We start from the raw sequence: 2,151 nt of genomic DNA, 5'->3' as shown, positions 1-2,151 counted from the left end.
GGGCTACCGCCGGAGGGCATCCAGCTACTGGGCAGATGGACCAGCGCCGATCTGGGGTCGGGCTTCGATCTGCTCGAAACCGACGATGCGGCCAAGCTCACCGAGTTCGCCTATCAGTGGAGCGATCTGATGGAGCTGGAGATCATGCCGGTCCTGGAAGATGCCGAGCTGGCCACCGTCCTCGGGCGCATAGCCAAGAAATAGACCAGGCGCTTGTTGCGTAGCAACGCGATTCGACATGCACATAACCCGGCACGCCTCCCTTCGCGGGCTGAGGCGCTATTCGACTGCTGCCCGGCCAGGACGTTTGAGACGGGCGATCCTGGTCGCGCTTTTGTTACTGATCGGCTATGCCGCAGCCGATCTCTTCTGGCCATGGCACCGCGACCTGAGCCGCTTCGATCCGATCGCGACCGGCACGCTGGAAACCAAGATGTGGCGCTCGTACTACGATCGCCGACCCGTCTCGCTCTTCCTTGAACTGGCACAGACCCTGCGCACGCAGTATCGATTTCCGTGGCTGAGGTCGTACGTCGGCGCCTATTACGGCGCCTCTGCCGCCTTCACCTTCAATGCTGAGGATTACCCACAATTTCGCTTGTAAACGGCATCGGAGGGTGTTAACTTTCGCCCATTCTATTGATGTAGTGGCTGCGGATTGGCGATCGGGGACGACACGGCAGACTGGGCGAGCGAGGAATTCGCGCAAGCGAATCTTGGAGACGCTCGCCTGTCGCAGCGACTGGTTGCGCTGGCCCGGCAACTGGCCACCAGTCCACACACTTCGCTCCCCCAGGCCCTGTCAGCAGCTGAACTGAAGGCGGCCTACCGTTTCTTCGATAACGATCAGGTCGATACCGACGGCGTGCTGGCGCCGCATATCGCGCAGACGCTGCTTCGCATGGAGCAGTTGCCAGTAGTCCTGGCAATACAGGACACCACCGAATTCAATCTGACGCATCTACACGCTACGCAAGGACTGGGTTACGGCACCGGTGGCAACGAGCGCGGCTTCATGATGCATAGCTTGCTGGCGGTGAGCCCGGAGGGCCTGCCTCTCGGCGTGCTGGGCATGAAGACGTGGGCGCGTACCGAAGCGGCCAAGGGAAGTGCTGCGCAGCGCAAATCCCGTCCGGTTCACGAGAAGGAAAGCATCAAGTGGATCGAAGGTCTGGCGCATCTGTCGACGTTAAAGTCGCGTTGCGCGCAGACTCGCTTGGTTGGTATTGGCGATCGAGAAAGCGATGTCTATGAATTGTTTGCGGCCAAGCGGCCAGACGGAGTGGACTGGCTAGTGCGGGCGGCGTGGAATCGCCGCGTTCGCGATCCCCAGGACTCTCTGTGGGAGGCCGTGCTGGATACACCGGCGGCAGGTCACACTGAGCTGCTGATTCCCGCCAGGGGTGCACACATCCAGCGTACGGCACGTCTGACGCTACGATACGCGCCCGTGCGTCTGCGGCCGCCCAAGGCACGGGCCAGCCAGTTGCCCGAACTCGATGTCTTCGCCATCCATGTCATTGAGGACGAACCGCCCACCGGAGTCGAGCCACTCGAATGGATGCTGCTCAGTTCAGTGCCCACGCACTCGCCGGAGCAAGCTCTTGAGCGGCTGGCTTGGTATGCACGGCGCTGGACAATAGAGACGTGGCACCGAGTGATCAAGAGTGGCTACCGTATCGAGGCCCGCCAATTCGGTACGCTCGAACGCTTCGTGCGGGCCACCTCTCTGTTTGCCGTCATCGCCTGGCGCATCCTGTACACGACTCTGCTGGCTCGCCTTGATGGCGGGTTGCCCTGCGAGGTAGTCCTTCAGCCCGTTGAATGGCAGGCCCTGTATTGCCGCGTACACCGAACCACCCGGCCACCGGACAAAGTGCCATCGCTGAATCAGGCAGTATTGTGGATCGCCACCCTGGGTGGCTACTTAAATCGTCGCAGCGATCCTCCGCCGGGCGCCATGGTCATCTGGCGGGGCTTCCTCGTCCTCCACGAGATTACCGAGATGTTCCGCATCTTCAGTTCAGGTCCGTAAGATGTGGGTAAAGCTCAGACCTTCAAGGAGGGGAAGCAGCCCAGTGACTACGAAAAGGCGTTGCCGGCGCTGCAGACCTATTTCACCCTGATCCACAACACGGGGGACCGCAACTT

3 protein-coding genes are annotated in these 2,151 nt (G+C 61.2%); all 3 read left to right on the top strand.

Annotated features, from left to right (window positions below; all coding sequences use genetic code 11):
• The coding region (locus RM96_RS33550; RefSeq protein WP_039016069.1) for a DUF3303 domain-containing protein at positions 1-204 on the top strand (204 nt) is incomplete at its 5' end.
• A 34-nt stretch (positions 205-238) separates the two neighbouring features.
• A complete protein-coding gene (locus RM96_RS33545) occupies positions 239-604 on the top strand; it encodes a hypothetical protein (protein ID WP_238587499.1) in 366 nt (121 codons plus the stop codon).
• Between the two features lie 54 nt (positions 605-658).
• Positions 659-2,035 carry an IS4 family transposase gene (locus RM96_RS33540; RefSeq protein WP_039016068.1) on the top strand — a complete coding sequence of 459 codons (1,377 nt, stop codon included), beginning with the start codon at positions 659-661 and terminating at the stop codon, positions 2,033-2,035.
• Positions 2,036-2,151: the final 116 nt, after the last annotated feature.

Origin of the sequence: Cupriavidus sp. IDO, from assembly GCF_000812465.1 — a bacterium.
Classification (GTDB): domain Bacteria; phylum Pseudomonadota; class Gammaproteobacteria; order Burkholderiales; family Burkholderiaceae; genus Cupriavidus.
The sequence above is the reverse complement of the archived record's forward strand: the minus strand, read 5'-3'. Positions and strand labels throughout refer to the sequence as shown.

Bases quoted from the DNA above. Each gene is read 5' to 3' on its own strand.
- RM96_RS33545 (WP_238587499.1), top strand. From the start codon at position 239: ATGCACATAACCCGGCACGCCTCCCTTCGCGGGCTGAGGCGCTATTCG.